The following is a 15025-nucleotide window of genomic DNA, read 5'->3' on the forward strand; positions in this document are numbered from 1 at the left end:
GGTTTTCCGAGCCATTTTTATTATAAATTCAGGACTTGTTTGTTATAATAAAATCATTATAACTACCCCCTCCACCTCGATTGAAAACAGGAAAGAGCAATCATGCGTCGCGCATCGATTTTCACTGCGAGTGTGACCACCGCCCTGACTTTGGCCCTGGCCACCCCGGCAGCATCAGCCGCCCCAACGGATTTCATCAAGAACCCGCTGGAACCGACCCCTGACCCGCAGTCCACCGCGATGGTCGAGTTGCCAACCACCCCGGCACCAACCACTACGGTTGACGGACGCCACGTTACGGTCACCGACGGCTACATGACCTCACAGGATGGCAAGGGCACCCAGATTTACTGGAAGTCCAACACCATCCCGAATGCCAAGGCCACTGTCGTCGTCGTGCATGGCGCTGCAGAGCACCTGGGTCGCTACGAGTGGGTAACCGGCAAGCTGCTGAATGCCGGCTACAACGTCTACCGTCTCGACCACCGCGGTCACGGCCACACGGGCCAGGTTGAAGGCACTCCAGTTGCTCGTGGCCACATCGATGATTTCCACTCGCTTGTCGATGACCTGCACATGCTCGTCGAAAAGGCCAAGGCGGAGAACCCGAGCACGAAGACCTTCCTGCTCGGCCACTCCATGGGCGGTCTTGCTGTGGACTTCCACGGCATCAAGTACCCAGGCAGTGTCGATGGCATTGTCGCCAATGGCGGTGGCGCTCTTTTCAACCCCTACGGCGGCACAGACAAGGGCGAAACGATTACCCCGGAAGCCATGACCGATGTCCAGCGCGAGGCGCAGCCGACGATTTACCAACGCCTGCCGTTCCAGGACATGACTACTTTCAACACGCGCATGCTCAAGGAAGTACCGAACCGTACCGAGATGCGCGCCCCCTCGCTGCCGGGCACTGACCTGATTCAGGTTGGCAACCCGCTGGGTGCGAAAACCTCTTCTTCCCAGGCAGTGCGCGATGAATACGGCACTGATCCGTACAATAACTCCAAGCTCTCGCTCGGCATGGCTCAGCAAATGGCATTTGCCGCCACCTACAACGGCACCAACTCCGTCGACTTTGTTGAGCCGACCCTGGTCATGATGGGTGGCCAGGATGAGATTGTGCCACCGTTCTTCTCGCGTGACTGGTACAACGGTATCTCGTCCACCGACAAGCAGCTGATTGAGTTCGAAGGCCAGTTCCACGAGGTATTCAATGAACCGGCACAGCACCAGGCCATTGCGACGGCTATTGCATGGCTTGATGCGCGCATCTAATTGAGGGCTTAATAGGAACCGAACCGCTTCCTAGCTGTTACGAGTTCTTCCTAGAGCTAACCCGGTGGGATGAGGGGCGATTGTCTTTTGACAATTGCCCCTCATTTTTGTTTGTTCTGTTCTCTGCCAGCTATATAGGCGTTCAGTACTTGGCAATACAAACTACCGGGGGTATAGTTGGCATTACAAGGTACTAGGTATGAAAAGGCTTCTGCTCGAACAGCTTCCCTCTACCGCCGGAAAGAGAGCACAACGCGATGCCCAAACGTCCACAAACACAACTGAAGAAGGGAGTACTTGAGCTCGCCATTCTCAAGCTGATTTCTCGCGAAGAACTCTATGGCGCGGCACTCGTCGCAAAGCTCAACGCCTACCCCCACCTCAGCGCGCCCGCAGGAACCGTCTACCCCCTACTCTCGCGGCTGACTACCAACGGCTTGATTAGCAATCGCTGGGAGGAATCCCCCAAGGGGCCGCCCCGCAAGTACTACTCACTAACAGACAAAGGACTGCAAACACTCACGCAGCTACATCAGGACTTCATCGACCTATCCGCCGACATGACCGCACTATTTTCCGAGGAGCCCCAATGAACACCTACCTCACCGCCATTGACCACAAACTGCGCGAAATCGGCATATCGCACGCACAACGCAAGGCGATCATCGCCGAGCAGGAGAGTCTTCTGCAAGAGCTTAACGACGTCCACGCGGACCTGGCCGAAGAGCTGGGAACGGCGACCGATTACGCCAATTGCGTAGCCGAACAAGTTGGAGAACCAAGCACCTTGCGTAGGTACCTCTCCAAACCGCTTCGGGTATTTTCCAAGCAAGGTCGCGCTTCTCTGTGGAACGTGGACGACCCGCGGATCCTCCAACCTCACCTGCTGGGTTTCGGCTGGTCTATCAATTGGGCTGCAGTAGCGACCAAGCTGGGCGTTGTCCGCCCGGACGATATTGACGGTGAGGTTATCTCTGAAATTCCGGCTCGCGCACTGCAGGCGACCGCTTTTCTCCCCGCAGCCGTGACGGTTGCGCACGGAGTCGCACTGGCCATGTCCTGGAAGCAGTTGCCTTCCGAAGTCCACACAAAATGGAAGCTAAACAGCGAGGCAGTTCAAAAGACAGCACCGAAGGAAACTCTGCTTCTTCCCTTCGTGGTTTCTACAGTCGGAGCTGGATTCTCAGCTGCTTCGCTGCTCAAGGCAGATGACCGCGAAGATACTCTGCGCGTCGCGTCCCTAGGCGCGCTCGCAAGCACAATTGCGCCATCTCAGCTGATCGGTGTTCTCTCGGAAGAAAACTCCAAGCTCAATCCGGCTCTAATCCAAGCTGGTGTTGCCCTCACGTCGGTCGTGGCTTCGGCCGCATGCCTTGCACTGCCACTCAGAGCTGGGCTGAAGGCCACGTGGCAGAAAGCTGGGGTGTCGTAAACCATGTCGATGTAATTCGGGCAGGTCAAAGCGTTACTCCGCAGCCCGTCAGCACCGGCCTGCTCGCTATCGCAATCGAAGTACTTCACAGCTAGGAGCTGTAGGCCAACAGCTCCTAGTAGAAGACGTTGCCTCTCCGCCTAGGATTCCCCTTTTCCCGCCGACGCAACCCGACCGCTTAGTCGGAGCATTGTAGCCGCAGCTCCTACATAATCGGCGCAATCGCCATCAATTCCGATGCAATAGCCGGAATAATCGCAAGACCGCCGGAAAACCAATACCCCAGCTTGCCCATTTCTAATGGTGCGCCCAAACCAATCTCAATCGAGGAAAAATCATTAGTCTCCCGCGGCTTTCCTCGGACAAGCGCGCAATAAACAATTGCCACGGCAGCCCACAGCATGGAATACATGGGGCTCATCGGCATTCCTGGAAGGAATTGTGCGGCCATTCCCAGGACGGTCACAACGCTCAGTATCGCCACTCGCCACGGCAGCTGACCTGGCGCTTCGAGCCCAGTCGCCCGCCATACTGCAGAGGCAAGCACCGCCCAGCAGAGTAGTACAAGTGTGCGCCCACCATTTCCAATCAGCGGGACAACCGAAAACTCCGCCAATGCAATCGCAACAAATAGCAACGGGATATACCCACGCCGCACCAGCCTGCGCAGCATCAACACCGGCAAGGAAGTTTGCGCGAACGGCCGCTCCTTGACCTTGGCATTCCGCAGCCAGGAAGCAGCGTGAATATTCGATGCCAGCTCCGCATTAAAGAACATCAGGGTCACACGAGTCATCGATTGTGTCACGCCATTAGAAAGCACCGTCGCCAAACGACGTGGTCGTGCAACCCCAAGGACATATCGGAAAACCCCGCCAATGCCGAACCCAAATACGGTGAACACCAGCACCTGGAGCCAGCCATCGCGGTCAATGCCGGGAAATCGACGTGCGGGGCGATACTCCCATTCCCAGCGGTCGCGGTCAACGGACCTCAGCGGAGCCATTCGTTCCGCAAGGATGGCCAGCAATAAAACAATGCCGACAATTCCCGCTATTTGGTAGGCGCTCGGTAGATCCATCGTAAAGCCTGCGAAACTCACAACCGGATCTCCCTGTCTGCATCCTCAATGAGGCGTGGCGAATGCGATGCCACAATCACCGTGGCCCCAGACTGCGCCATGTGACGAAGCTGCGTGCACAGCAGCTGAGTCCAATCCCTATCGAGGTGTCGCTCGGGCTCATCCAACACCACAATCGGAGCCGCGACCGCCAATTGAATTCCCAAGTTTGCCCGCTGCTTCTGACCACTCGAAAGCCGACTGGGCAACGTGTTGGGCAGCTCGGTGACATGCCAAGGCTCCAACCGACTCAGCAGCGTATCCATGTCCACACCTGCGCGCAGTGAAACCAGGCTAATGTGCTCGCCAAGCGTGAGGTCCGGTAGAAATGCTGGATCAGAAATGCTGGTCACACAGCCAGCGCCTTGCGGGCTTGACGGATCAACGAAAGTTTCTTCGCCCTCGCAAGCAACTCGCACAGTACCTTCGATTGGCTCTATCTCACCAGCAATGGTGCTGATCAACGTGGTTTTTCCAGCGCCATTTGGGCCGGTGATACTGACGAATTCCCCCGCACCGACTTTCGCAGTGATTTCACCAAGAATGCTGTTGTGGCCAAACTTGCAATCAACTTCGAGAGAAGTTTTTCCTGGTTCAATCATGCTGCTGTTATCCGCCCTCTTTTTTACCGGCTTCGTGACAATTTATTGGCTCAATCCCCCACCTACTTTTTAGCGCAGCCCCCCCCCAGCTACGTCTTGGGAATTGAAAATTGGCCCAGCCCACGCGAACCCAGCGATCAGCGAGCCGACGCGAACCTATCGCCGGCCAGGTCGACAGCATGCTGGAGGGTTTCCCTGCCTCCGAGGCCTTGAATCGAGTATGCCGGAAATCGGTATCAAGACCGCAGCACAGATCTTGCTTTCCATCGGTGATGGATCCGACTTCGCATCCTCTGGCCACCTGGCCGCCTATGCAGGAATTGCTCCTGTGACACGAAAATCAGGCCCACCAACACCAGTTGATGGGCCCAATAACCATGCCTAAACCTACCCCTAAGAGTTTCACTTAAAAACTCCGATTTAGGCTTGGCAAGAACATAGGGACACCCCCTAGGGCACTTCACGACACCTATGGCACCTCATGCCAGCTGTGAAGGTGGCATGAGGTGCCATAGGTGTCGTGAAGTGAGTGTGTGGCTGTGTCGGGGCCGCACCTACTTAACCGGCTCGAGAACTTCCTTGCCCATCATGAACGGGCGCAGGGCCTCCGGAATCACCACAGAACCATCGGCCTGCTGGTGGTTTTCCAGAATGGCGACCAGCCAACGCGTCGTGGCCAGCGTGCCATTCAGGGTGGCGCAGTACTGGGACTTGCCATCGGCATCGCGGTAGCGGGTCTTCAAACGACGAGCCTGGAAGGTCGTGCAGTTCGAAGTCGAGGTCAGTTCGCGGTAAGTGTTCTGCGTCGGCACCCATGCCTCGGTATCGAACTTGCGGGAAGCGGATGCACCCAGGTCACCACCAGCAACATCGATGATGCGGTACGGAACGTCAACCGCGGCCAGCATCTCGCGCTCCATGTTCAGCAGCTTCTGGTGCTCTTCCTCCGCCTGCTCCGGCGGGCAGTAGGAGAACATCTCCAACTTGTCGAACTGGTGCACGCGCAGGATTCCGCGGGTGTCCTTGCCGTAAGAGCCCGCTTCACGACGGAAACAGGAAGACCAACCAGCGTAGCGACGTGGTCCCTCCGACAGGTCAATAATCTCGTTGGAGTGGTAGCCGGCCAGCGCGACTTCCGAGGTACCGACCAGGTAGAGGTCATCTTCCTGCAGGTAGTAAATCTCATCGGAGTGCGCACCGAGGAAACCAGTACCCGACATGGTCTCCGGACGAACCAGCACCGGCGGCACCATCAGCTGGAAGCCGTTCTGAGTTGCCTTCTGAGCAGCCAGGTTCATCATGGCCAGCTGCAGCATGGCACCGTAGCCGGTCAGGAAGTAGAAGCGGGAACCGGAGACCTTGACGCCACGCTCCATATCAATAAGCCCCAGCGACTCACCGAGGTCCAGGTGGTCCTTGGGCTCAAAATCGAACTGTGGAATCTCGCCGATTTCCTCCAGCACGACAAAGTCATCTTCGCCACCGGCGGGCGCACCCGTAACGATGTTGCCAATCAGGTACTGCAGACGCTCGACCTCAGCCTCAGCTTCCTTCTGCTCTGCTTCGGCTGCCTTCACTGCGTCGGAAAGCTCCTTGGCCTTCTCCAACATGGCCGGGCGCTCTTCCTTCGACGCCTGACCAATCTTCTTACCGAAGCCCTTCTGCTCCGAACGCAGCGCGTCGGTGGAGGCAATAACCTCACGGCGCTTAGCGTCAGCTTCCAGCAGCTGATCGACCAATGCCGGGTCCTCACCACGGGTGCGCTGGGACTCGCGGGCTACTTCAGGGTTTTCGCGGAGAAATTTGAGATCAATCACGTCACCTAGAGTACCTGGTTTACGTCGATAAGCAGGTACGCGCGGGTTAGAGCGCCGCTTCCGCTCCTGAGGCGACCAGCAGCGCGCCGAGGACGAGGAAGATCGCGCCGGCGACAGTGTCAATCCACGGTCCTGCCAGCACCATTCGCTTGACGACGGCATCCGTCGACACCACGATTGCGATAAATAGGAAGAAAGCGATTTGGGAGACGATTAGCACCAGCGTACAAAGCACGAGCGTCCCCACAGATGCGCCCGCGGGAATGAACTGTGAAAGCACTGCCGTGAGGAAGAGAACAATCTTCGGGTTCGACATGTTGGTGAAAAAGCCCTGGCGGAACGTCGCCTTCGGCGACCGGAGCGCCTCGCTTCCCAGGGCTGGTGCGGCACCGGCGCGCAGTTCGCGGAGGGTATTGATGCCTGCCTTGGCCATACTGATGCCCATGTAAATGAGATAACAGCCACCGACAAGCTGGATTACGCCCATCAGCAAAGGATTGGCGGTGATGACAGCTGCGAACCCAAAAACTGTGAGGGTCATCCAGATAGTGGCGCCAGTACTGATACCCGCAACCGCTGCGATGGCGTGCTTTCGGGATTTGGTGGCAAGGCGCAGGATTAAGAAGACGTCAGGCCCTGGTGAGGCCATGCCAATAATGTGGACGCCCAGCAGGCTGAGTAGTGCAGTCCAGGTCAAGACTCGTGTCCTCGGGTAGCGAACAAATACCGGACTATTGTAGTGCCTGAAGTTATTGAGCAAACTCGGACCGCAAACTCGGGCAGAGCGTCGATGAGTGAGCTCCCTGCCACGACATCAACGCTCATGGCAGCGTTGTCGCTTTTAGCGTTACCTTGTCCACAGGCTCATTGGCGGTGCACAATGGGGTCACTATGGCTGATGACAATATGAACCAGGATCGCGAGCACGCTGCCGCCACAGACACTGACTCCGGTGCAGGTACTGGCGCAGATGCCAGCGCTGGCGCATCCTCCGCAGCCAGCAACGATGCCAACGCTTCGAATAACTCGCGTGGAAGCTGGGGAATGCGCGCTTTGTCGACGGCAATGCTGGTTGGCGCCGCGGGAATGGCATTCGCGCTGCAAGCGGGAGTCATCGAGCCACCGAGTGGGCCACTTGGGGGCAAGGGTTCGTCGGCAAGCGCGTCATCGTCGACAACGACGACCATCGTCGACAAGGAGACGACGGCGTTCACCAGCGCAACCGCGGGCAACTGTCTGGACTGGAATCTGGCAGAAGATTTGAATGTTTCTGACTTCCGCGTCGTGCCCTGTGAGCAGCCGCACGCTTATGAGGTCGCCAAGAAACTGAATCTCGCCGATTACGAGGAACATCCGGGGCAATACGCCAAAACTGCCAACTACCCGACAGCGGACAATTTGGTGGCTCTGCAAAATGGCGTGTGTCGCGACACTGTGACTGAATACCTGGGCGGCCAGTACGATCCAGACGGTCGATTTATCACGGCGCCGATCATTCCTTCGCCTAGCCAGTGGGAAAAGGGTGACCGAACCTTCCTGTGCGGTATCCAGGTCGTCGATGAAGACGGCAACACGGCGCACATGTCCGGTCCTGCGGCCGGGCAGGACCAGTCCCGCGTGTTCGAGGGCGGCCGCTGCGTGACATTGGACGAAAACGGCGCCATCCGCCAGGTGCCGTGCGTGGAAGATCACCTGATGGAGTCGACGGGAATTGTCAATCTCCGCGATCACTTCGGCGAGAATATCCCGACTGACCAGGAGCAAAATGATGTGCTCGCCGAGCAGTGTGTGACTCTCGCGCAGAATTACCTCGGTGGTGACGACCCGCTGTATAACTCGACGCTGCTGCCATTTTGGACGTCATTGTCGCAGGAGTCGCTCAATGCTGGCTCGCGCAGCGTGAACTGCTGGTTGATTAAGGACAATGGCCAGGGCGGGTTCTCCACTCTCAACGGCCACGCTAACGAGTCCTTCACTATCGACGGCCAGCCGCCCGTAGCTCCGCCACCACGCAATCCGCTGCGGGAGGAGCAGGGTGACGCTGGCGCTGGCGCTGGCACAGGTGACGTCGGTGAGGTCGGTGCCGACGGTACTGGCGCAGGAGCAGGCGCTGCGGATAACGCAGTCGCTCCAGCCGGACAGTAGAACAATCGGCCAGTAAAACAAGAGGACATTGCGAGGCAGCACCATAAATGGTTGACGTTAGCCCGGAGCGGTTCGATGCACTTGTCGATGAGGCCATCGACCGCATCCCCACGCAGTTTCTCGACCAGCTCGATCAGGTCATCATCCAGGTCCACCCATATAACCTCGACGAACCCGCACTGCTGGGACTCTACGAGGGCATACCTCTGACTGAGCGTTCTAACAACCACTGGGGTCCGCCTGACCAAATCAGCCTGTATCGCGACATGCTCTGCCGCATCAGCCGCACCGAAGAGGAGCTGGTGGAGCAGATTCGGGTCACTCTCCTGCATGAGATTGGGCATTATTTCGGCCTCGAGGAAGAGGATCTAGACCGACTCGGCTACGGATAAGTTTGTCCCGCCGTGCACGGTCTCGTTCCTCTCGGCTTCTTCACAGCAGATTTCTTCCCTGTAGCCTTAATAACCATGAGCGACACCGCGAGCGAGAAGCCAGAAATCAGGGTCGGCGACAGGGAGCGCAACGCTGCCATGGAGCGTCTCGGCAATCATTTCGCTGATGGCTACTTGGATGTCGATGAGTTTTCCAAACGCGCCGAAAGTGCTGCTTCCGCTAAAACTCGGGCAGAACTGCAAACTCTCTTCGCGGACCTGCCCGCTGAGTTCTCCCCCGAGAGTTCACAGGGCACCCCGGCTAAACCGCAGCACAAAAGTGTCGATCAAGAGCTGCAAACTCTGATGAAAAAGGGCCGCCAGCTCAACATTGTTGATTCTGCTGCAGGCGTTATCGTATGTGTCACTATCGTTCTGATGTTTGCGACCAATATCGACAACGCATGGCTCGGCTTCATCGTCGCTGCGGCCGTTGCCCTTATCGGGCGCGCTGTACTGAACATCAATGATGACGAAGAAAAACTCCTCAACGAAATCAACGAAGAGGAATCCAAGCGTCGCACGGAACGACTACGCCTGGCAGCTCAGAAGCGCCGCGAGATTCAGGAAGGCCAGCAGTAACGGTCAGCAGTAACGGTCACCGTTTCGCTCCCTTCTAAGGCAACTCGCTGTCGCCCCAGCGACGCACATCCCACATTCCCGGTTCAATGCCGGCACGCTTGCCGACGGCCGCTGCGCTCGGAACCAGCTCAATTCGCTCGGTATTGGCAATGCGGTGTCGCAGTGCGTATTCCGGATCCACCCCGGTCAGATACTGCCCAATCAGACGAATAGCCGCGCCGTGGCTGACAATGACGACATCCTTGCTGCCGCCCTCCCTGGACTCCCTGGATTCACCACCTGTCGCTCCTGCTTGCTCCAGCAGCTGCTGTAGCGTCGACAGGTACCGGTTCAGCACGTCAGCACCGGATTCACCGCCGGGAAGGCGGTACTCCAGCTCTCCATTGAGCCACTGGTAGAAGGCGCGCATGTACTCCATGTGGGCATCGCGATCATTGCGCCCCTCGAGGTCGCCGGCCTGAATCTCGTGGAGACCACCCTCATGGCGGATGCGAACGGAAGTCTCTCCCAGGTGGTGCAGACTTGCGACCGCGCCTGCACCAGTTTGGCGCGCACGCAGGGCATGGGATGTGACAATGTCACCGATTCTGTGGACGTCGGGAAGCAAAAGACGTCCCAGACTGCGCGCCTGCCTCACGCCGAGGTCGGTGAGCGGTGCGCCCGGCAATGCGGTATCCAGGCGGCGGTTGATGTTGCCGGTGGTCTGCCCGTGGCGGATGAAAATGATGCGCTGGGAATCAACCGGCATGACAGATTCAGGGCGGTCTGGGCGGTCATCGAGGAAAGGCAGCTGTCCAACTGGATTTTCGGGCGCGGCGGGTGTCATGTTTTACCTTCGTCCTTCCTTGAGCGCGTCGACCCACTCAATTGACTGGGAGATATCCGGAGGCGGGGTCATAATGCTGCGGCGACCGCCCTCAGCGACCGGCCAAGATCCCAGATAGCGCAGATCTTCGGCGTATTCGTGCAGTGCCGCGAGAGCCGCCGCAACCTGTGCATCATCAACGTGGCCGTTGCAGTCAATGTAGAAGCGGTAGAGGCCGAAGAGCTCTCGAGTCGGCCGCGACTCGATGCGGGTGAGGTTGACCTGTCGCACTGCGAACTCATTCATGGCGCGCATCAGTGTGCCGGGCTGGTTCGGCAGCGTGAATGAGACCGAGGTGCGGTCGGCACCGGTGCGCGGCGTCGGCACGCCGGGGCGCCCCACCAGCAGGAAACGGGTCCGGGCACCGCGCACGTCGGCGACCTCGGTGGCCAGCGCCTCAAGTCCGAGCAGCTCACCCGCGCGGGCCGGGGCAGCGCAAGCGTCATGGGTACCCTCGGCGACCTGGTGGGCCGCCGCTGCATTGGAGCTGGCCTGATGAACTTCCACGCCCGGAAGGTTGGCGTCCACCCACTGTTTGACCTGCGGATACGCCACGGGATGTGTTGTAAAAGTACGCACCTGTTCCGCCGTCGTACCGGGACGGACCAGGATAGAGAAGACCACCCCGACCTCGGTTTCACGGAAAACCTGCAGCTCCGGCCCAGCAGCGAGGGCATCAAAAGTTGGTGTGACGGGACCGTCCACGCTGCTTTCGATAGCCACGCAGGCAAAGTCCGCTTCCCCTCGGCGCACGGCTCCAAGCGCGGCCGCAGGGCTATCCACCGGCACCGCATTGACCGCGGATTCCCCTGCCGGATCAATCTCGCCAGCACGCGCCATGTCCCACAGCGCCTGCTCGGTGAATGTGCCCGCAGGACCCAAATAAGTAACCGTCGTCATAAGCTCAGACTAGAGGGCTTCTACACTTATTGCATGACCTCTTCTTCCGAGATGCCCGCCCGCGCCCTCACTGAAGCCGTGCGCAGTGGCGCAATCTCGGTATCGGAAATCGTTTCGGAATTCGCCACGCTTGCCGACGACGCCGCGACCAATCCCGCCCGTTTCGGTATTGCCACGTCCTTGGCCGAGCACGCTGTCGACCGCGCACGCAGCCTCACTGCCCAATCAGAGATCGCCCGGCGCGCTAGCCACGGCCTCCCGCGTGACCTCCTGGGACTGCCCGTGGCGATCAAGGACCTATTCACCATCGCCGGTGTCAAATGCACGATGGGCTCCGCCAACTTGGCTTTCACCGCCACCGAAACCTCGGAACCCGTGGCGAAACTTCTGGCTCGCGGCGCCATCCTCACGTCGACTACACACACCTCCGAGGTTGGGATGACGGCCTACACCGAGCCGATTGGCTACCCGGCTCCGGAAAACCCCTATTTCGCCGCGCCCAATCAGCTGTCCTATGAGCCGGATACCGCGCCACGCACTCCCGGTGGTTCCTCGGGAGGCAGCGCAGTAGCTGTAGCAACTGGTGTCGTTCCCGCAGCTCTGGGCTCGGACGGCGGCGGTTCCATCCGCGTGCCTGCTGCCTGCTGTGGCCTCGTTGGGTTGAAGCCAGCACACGATATTGCGGGTGGAAATCTCTCCACGCCTGCTTTTCTCACTCGCACAGTCGATGACGCAGCGCTACTGGCCGGGGTGCCCTTTTCCGCAACCTCGCATGTTTTCCGACGGTCCCAGCGCCCCCTTCGCATCGGTGTCACTGTCAGCCCGTTTCATGCTGAGGTGGACGTCGATAAGCGCTGGGCAAACGGTGCGTGGGCGGCGGCTGACCGTCTTGCCGACGCCGGGTATGAGGTGGTGGAAGTGCCCAGCCCCTATGACCCGGCAGGTCCGGACGTGTTTGAGATCTTTCGACGGACCATCACGCGAATGGCCACGAAATTACCGCGCGCGGACTACTCCGAAATCGTGCAGTGGATTCGCGCCTGTGGCCAGGAGATTTCCGCAGCGGAAGCAGCGGCGACGCATCAGCAGCGAATGGCTCTGCCCGGCGCGATTCGGTCGCGTTGGGAAGTCGATGCGGTGATTACGCCAACGCTGGCGTTTGATCCGCCACGTATTGGGCATTTCTCTGCGTTGGCGCCGTGGGAGGACTTTGACGAGCAAACCCGGTGGACTCCGTGGTTATCGCTGTGGAATCTGACTGGGTGGGCAAGCGTGTCCGTGCCAATTGCTGTGCCGGGCACAAGCGGCAGCACACCCAATGCGAAGCTCCCCGCCACCAGCGTCAACATCGGTGCGGTACGCTGCGGCGAGACAGAACTACTGGAAATTGCTAGCGTGCTGGAGGCTGCTAACGCCAGCTAACGCACGTACTTCGCTGCCATTGCCGCTGCCTGTCCGGCGTATCCGCCACCAAATAGCACCGCGTGCATGAGCACCGCGTAGAGCTGGTGGAGTTCGCAGCTCTCGGCGAAATCCGGCAGGGGATGTACAGATTCGTAGCCACGCAAGATCTCGTCGAAGTGCGTTGCCCCGAATAGCGCCAGCAGTGCCAGATCTTCCTCGCGGGCTCCGCCGTGTGCCGCGGGGTCAATCAAGATCGCGCCGTCTGCATCCCACATGAGGTTTCCCCACCACAGGTCACCGTGGACACGCGCAGCGTCTGGCTCGTTGTCGAAATCTCCAGCCAAGAGCCGGTCAATGAGCTGGTCAAAGATATCTAGCTGACGGTTATTGTAGGAGTTTTCCAACTTTCCCAGCGCAGGCAGCAGACGTCCTTTCGCCCAGTACTCACCGAAGCTCTCCCGTGGAGTCAGGTCCATCTGTAGTGGCTGATCCAGCGGACCGAAGTAGCCGTGCCCCTCCCACTCATCGGGGCCGGCACCCCAGCCAGCGGCGCCCAGATTGTGGGTAATGGCCAACGATTTCCCAAACTCGTACGCCGTCTGTGGATTCGGCGCCATCGACTCAATTCGACGCAATTTCAGCGCATGCCCGCTCACGCCCAGCACATCCACTACGCGCGCACCGCCGTCAGATTCGCCCTCGCGCAGTCAGTCCAGCCCCGCCGCCTCACAGGCGAAGAACCCTCGAGGGACACCATGTCGGCTCTTGACATAAACATCCGACCCGTTGACTGCACGTTCGTAGTTCTGGTTCATTGCGGACATATTTCCAGCATATTCTTCTTCGATCCCAAACCCTTTCAGCACGTCGCACGCAGGGTAACGCCAGCGCTACCAATACTTGTATTGCTGTCTCGGTTCTCTTAGTGCACTGTCGTTGCCTATTCTTAATTGGTATGGAAGGCAACTTCGACGACTCGCGCATTGCCCGCGACCGATACGGCAGGCCGCTCAAAGATCGCTATGGTCGCCCCATCTACCGCCGTGTGGATGAGGCGTCGCCGAAGCATGCTCGCCCCCGTGAGGCCGATTCGCGTGGCGCTTCACGACGCCCCATCCCTCCCCGCCCGGACCGCCCTTCTCGGGCAGGGGCAGCCCGCCCAGCGCCTATGCCTCCACGCAGGTCTAGGCCGCAACCAGAACGTCGGCAGGCGCCACTGAACGAAACGCGCATTGAATCCCGTCCACCGATGAACCGGACCGGTAGCGGACGCGCTGGCAGCGATCCGCGGTTTCCTCCACCCGGCTATAACCCGGATGCGGATTTCCAATCTTCCTCGCAGGGTTCGTCGCAGGACTACTACAGTGCCCCACAAGCAGCGAGTTCTGGCCGTGGTGGACGCCGCAGCAGTCGTGGCGCAGCCGGTGCCAGGTCGAGCTTCCGCATGCCACGCATGCGGAAGCCACGCTTGCGCTTTAGATCCATCATCCTGGTTGTCGTCATCTTCCTTGTCGCCACGATGGCACTTGTCGATATCCGTCTGACCAGGGTCGACGCGTTCTCAGGTCTGGCAAATCGCCCTGACAATACGATGTCCTCCAACTGGTTGCTCGTCGGTTCGGACTCTCGTACGGGCTTGTCAGAGGAAGATGCCGCCAAGCTGTCGACGGGCAGTGGTGATTTCGGCCAGCGCACAGACACCATCATGATTGCCCACATTCCGGTGTTCGGTAAGCCGAAGTTGGTCAGTATCCCGCGTGACTCCTTCGTGGATATCCCGGGCAATGACAAAAACAAGATCAATGCGGCATTCGCATTTGGTGGCCCCCAGTTGCTCATCGACACCGTAGAGAAAAACACTGGAGTTCACATCGACCACTACGCCGAAATTGGCTTTGGCGGGTTCGCCGGTGTCGTCGACGCTGTCGGTGGCATCGAAATGTGCCCTGAAGAAGCCATCGACGATCCGCTGGCAGGCCTGAATATTCAGGCCGGTTGTCAGAAATTCGATGGCGCGGGTGCCCTGGGTTACGTGCGCACGCGTGCTACCGCCCAGGGAGACTTGGACCGCGTAGAGCGGCAGCGTGAATTCATGAGTGCGCTGATGGGACGGCTGAAGTCACCTGCGGTATGGCTCAACCCCTACCGCTGGATTCGCCTGGCCAATGCTGGCACTAAGGCCGTGCTCGTCGGCGATGGTGACCATGTCTGGCATCTGACCTGGCTGATGTTGCGCATGCTCTTCGGTTCCGATTCTCTTACCGTGCCCACCTCAGGCGCCATGGATACCGGTTATGCGGGCAATGTGCTGCTCTGGGACGAAATTGAAGCTCCAACACTTTTTGCGGAGCTGAGATAGCCAAGAGAGTAGCTAAAACAGCTTCAGATAGCTTAGAGACAACTAACGCGTGTGGCTCAGCTTTTCGCTGAGCCACACGCGTTAGTTCTTCAA

The 15025-nt window shown here is 59.0% G+C and carries 14 protein-coding genes and 2 pseudogenes; 9 read left to right on the forward strand and 7 right to left on the reverse strand.

Annotated features, from left to right (window positions below):
- Positions 1–102: 102 nt before the first annotated feature.
- The 3 genes from HMPREF2708_RS06530 to HMPREF2708_RS06540 all read left to right on the forward strand — a co-directional run bounded on the left by HMPREF2708_RS06530 (position 103) and on the right by HMPREF2708_RS06540 (position 2707).
- Complete coding sequence (locus HMPREF2708_RS06530) at positions 103–1275, forward strand: alpha/beta hydrolase (protein ID WP_070833559.1); 1173 nt, start codon at positions 103–105, stop codon at positions 1273–1275.
- Between the two features lie 257 nt (positions 1276–1532).
- A complete protein-coding gene (locus HMPREF2708_RS06535; RefSeq protein WP_070833560.1) occupies positions 1533–1868 on the forward strand; it encodes a PadR family transcriptional regulator in 336 nt (111 codons plus the stop codon).
- Positions 1865–2707, forward strand: a complete 843-nt coding sequence (locus tag HMPREF2708_RS06540) for a DUF5808 domain-containing protein (protein ID WP_070833561.1) — start codon at positions 1865–1867, stop codon at positions 2705–2707. The genes HMPREF2708_RS06535 and HMPREF2708_RS06540 overlap by 4 nt, the downstream gene beginning before the upstream one ends.
- Before the next feature lie 205 nt (positions 2708–2912).
- On the opposite strand, the gene HMPREF2708_RS06545 is transcribed toward HMPREF2708_RS06540, so the two are convergent.
- The gene (locus HMPREF2708_RS06545; RefSeq protein ID WP_070833562.1) at positions 2913–3809 is read right to left on the reverse strand and encodes a hypothetical protein; all 897 of its coding nucleotides are present in this window, start codon (positions 3807–3809) and stop codon (positions 2913–2915) included.
- Positions 3806–4429 (reverse strand): ABC transporter ATP-binding protein, encoded by a 624-nt coding sequence (locus HMPREF2708_RS06550; protein WP_070833563.1) that lies wholly within the window; start codon positions 4427–4429, stop codon positions 3806–3808. The genes HMPREF2708_RS06545 and HMPREF2708_RS06550 overlap by 4 nt, the downstream gene beginning before the upstream one ends.
- A 200-nt stretch (positions 4430–4629) precedes the next feature.
- Between HMPREF2708_RS06550 and HMPREF2708_RS10915 the strand changes: the two are divergent.
- A pseudogene (locus tag HMPREF2708_RS10915) lies at positions 4630–4775 on the forward strand (transposase); the annotation flags it as partial.
- Between the two features lie 208 nt (positions 4776–4983).
- On the opposite strand, the gene serS reads toward HMPREF2708_RS10915, so the two are convergent.
- Positions 4984–6246, reverse strand: coding sequence for a serine--tRNA ligase (gene serS / locus HMPREF2708_RS06555; protein WP_070833564.1), 1263 nt, complete (start codon positions 6244–6246; stop codon positions 4984–4986).
- A 46-nt stretch (positions 6247–6292) separates the two neighbouring features.
- The gene (locus tag HMPREF2708_RS06560; RefSeq protein ID WP_070833565.1) at positions 6293–6943 is read right to left on the reverse strand and encodes a LysE family translocator; all 651 of its coding nucleotides are present in this window, start codon (positions 6941–6943) and stop codon (positions 6293–6295) included.
- A gap of 194 nt (positions 6944–7137) precedes the next feature.
- Between HMPREF2708_RS06560 and HMPREF2708_RS06565 the strand changes: the two genes are divergently transcribed.
- The 3 genes from HMPREF2708_RS06565 (at position 7138) to HMPREF2708_RS06575 (ending at position 9404) form a co-directional block, all read left to right on the forward strand.
- Entirely contained in the window at positions 7138–8391 is a 1254-nt protein-coding gene (locus HMPREF2708_RS06565) for a septum formation family protein (protein WP_246840357.1), read from the forward strand.
- Positions 8392–8438: 47 nt separating this feature from the next.
- Complete coding sequence (locus HMPREF2708_RS06570) at positions 8439–8783, forward strand: metallopeptidase family protein (RefSeq protein ID WP_070833567.1); 345 nt, start codon at positions 8439–8441, stop codon at positions 8781–8783.
- 75 nt (positions 8784–8858) lie between these two features.
- Positions 8859–9404 (forward strand): DUF1707 SHOCT-like domain-containing protein, encoded by a 546-nt coding sequence (locus HMPREF2708_RS06575; protein ID WP_070833568.1) that lies wholly within the window; start codon positions 8859–8861, stop codon positions 9402–9404.
- A 34-nt stretch (positions 9405–9438) separates the two neighbouring features.
- Here the strand turns inward: HMPREF2708_RS06575 and HMPREF2708_RS06580 are convergent, their stop codons facing one another.
- Positions 9439–10230, reverse strand: a complete 792-nt coding sequence (locus HMPREF2708_RS06580; protein ID WP_070833569.1) for a histidine phosphatase family protein — start codon at positions 10228–10230, stop codon at positions 9439–9441.
- A 3-nt stretch (positions 10231–10233) separates the two neighbouring features.
- Positions 10234–11169: a prephenate dehydratase gene (gene pheA, locus HMPREF2708_RS06585; RefSeq protein ID WP_005510446.1), complete on the reverse strand. Its 936-nt coding sequence runs from the start codon at positions 11167–11169 to the stop codon at positions 10234–10236.
- Positions 11170–11202: 33 nt separating this feature from the next.
- Here pheA and HMPREF2708_RS06590 point away from each other — a divergent pair, with 33 nt between their 5' ends.
- On the forward strand, positions 11203–12591 hold the full coding sequence (locus HMPREF2708_RS06590; RefSeq protein WP_070833570.1) for an amidase: 1389 nt from the start codon (positions 11203–11205) through the stop codon (positions 12589–12591).
- Here HMPREF2708_RS06590 and HMPREF2708_RS06595 read toward each other — a convergent pair.
- Positions 12588–13397 (reverse strand): annotated as a pseudogene (locus HMPREF2708_RS06595) (fructosamine kinase family protein). The gene HMPREF2708_RS06590 and the pseudogene HMPREF2708_RS06595 overlap by 4 nt on opposite strands.
- 131 nt (positions 13398–13528) lie before the next feature.
- Between HMPREF2708_RS06595 and HMPREF2708_RS06600 the strand changes: the two are divergent.
- Entirely contained in the window at positions 13529–14932 is a 1404-nt protein-coding gene (locus HMPREF2708_RS06600) for an LCP family protein (protein ID WP_246840359.1), read from the forward strand.
- Positions 14933–15025: the final 93 nt, after the last annotated feature.

It is taken from the genome of Corynebacterium sp. HMSC073H12 (assembly GCF_001837775.1).
In the GTDB taxonomy this organism is placed as follows: Bacteria; Actinomycetota; Actinomycetes; order Mycobacteriales; family Mycobacteriaceae; genus Corynebacterium; species Corynebacterium amycolatum.

Coding starts and splice junctions, on each gene's coding strand:
- HMPREF2708_RS06530 (WP_070833559.1), top strand. CDS start 103: ATGCGTCGCGCATCGATTTTCACTGCGAGTGTGACCACCGCCCTGACT.
- HMPREF2708_RS06535 (WP_070833560.1), top strand. CDS start 1,533: ATGCCCAAACGTCCACAAACACAACTGAAGAAGGGAGTACTTGAGCTC.
- HMPREF2708_RS06540 (WP_070833561.1), top strand. CDS start 1,865: ATGAACACCTACCTCACCGCCATTGACCACAAACTGCGCGAAATCGGC.
- HMPREF2708_RS06550 (WP_070833563.1), bottom strand. CDS start 4,429: ATGATTGAACCAGGAAAAACTTCTCTCGAAGTTGATTGCAAGTTTGGC.
- HMPREF2708_RS06565 (WP_246840357.1), top strand. CDS start 7,138: ATGGCTGATGACAATATGAACCAGGATCGCGAGCACGCTGCCGCCACA.
- HMPREF2708_RS06570 (WP_070833567.1), top strand. CDS start 8,439: ATGGTTGACGTTAGCCCGGAGCGGTTCGATGCACTTGTCGATGAGGCC.
- HMPREF2708_RS06575 (WP_070833568.1), top strand. CDS start 8,859: ATGAGCGACACCGCGAGCGAGAAGCCAGAAATCAGGGTCGGCGACAGG.
- HMPREF2708_RS06580 (WP_070833569.1), bottom strand. CDS start 10,230: ATGACACCCGCCGCGCCCGAAAATCCAGTTGGACAGCTGCCTTTCCTC.
- pheA (WP_005510446.1), bottom strand. CDS start 11,169: ATGACGACGGTTACTTATTTGGGTCCTGCGGGCACATTCACCGAGCAG.
- HMPREF2708_RS06590 (WP_070833570.1), top strand. CDS start 11,203: ATGACCTCTTCTTCCGAGATGCCCGCCCGCGCCCTCACTGAAGCCGTG.
- HMPREF2708_RS06600 (WP_246840359.1), top strand. CDS start 13,529: ATGGAAGGCAACTTCGACGACTCGCGCATTGCCCGCGACCGATACGGC.